This window comes from Candidatus Thiosymbion oneisti (assembly GCF_004359955.1).
Taxonomy (GTDB): domain Bacteria; phylum Pseudomonadota; class Gammaproteobacteria; order Chromatiales; family Chromatiaceae; genus Thiosymbion; species Thiosymbion oneisti.
The window spans coordinates 1-570 of record NZ_SMSC01000136.1 but is presented as its reverse complement, the minus strand read 5'-3'; the positions used below and the strand labels follow the sequence as shown (position 1 = coordinate 570).

Sequence of the window (570 nt, the reverse complement as noted above, 5' to 3'; positions counted from 1 at the left end):
GGCCTGGGAGCAAGGCTGGATCCAACCCCAGATCGCCCGCTACAAGACCCGCAAGCGGATCGCCGTGGTCGGCTCCGGCCCTGCCGGCCTGGCGGCGGCGCAACAGCTCGCCCGCGCCGGCCATTCCGTCAAGCTCTTCGAGCGTCAGGACCGGATCGGCGGGCTGCTGCGCTACGGCATCCCGGATTTCAAGCTCGACAAGCGGCTCATCGACCGGCGCATGGCCCAGATGCGCGCCGAAGGCGTGGAGTTTCACACCAATATACACGTCGGCATTGACATCCCGGCCCGGAAGCTGGTGGAGGACTATGACGCAGTGGTACTCGCCGGTGGCTCCGAGCAACCTCGGGGTCTAGCGATACCGGGCCGCGATCTGAAGGGCGTGCATTTCGCCATGGATTTTCTGCGTTCCAACAGCAAGCGCGTCCAAGGCGTCCATGTCCCGGACGCCGAGTTCATCAGCGCCGAAGGCAAGCAAGTCGTCGTCATCGGCGGCGGCGACACCGGCTCGGACTGTATCGGCACCGCCAACCGCCACGGCGCCAAATCCGTCACCCAACTGGAAATCCT

At 65.6% G+C, this 570-nt stretch carries 1 protein-coding gene; it reads left to right on the top strand.

Annotation, left to right across the window (positions count from 1 at the left end; all coding sequences use genetic code 11):
* A partial coding sequence (locus E1958_RS19770) for an FAD-dependent oxidoreductase (RefSeq protein WP_133513385.1) occupies positions 1-570 on the top strand: 570 nt, incomplete at both ends.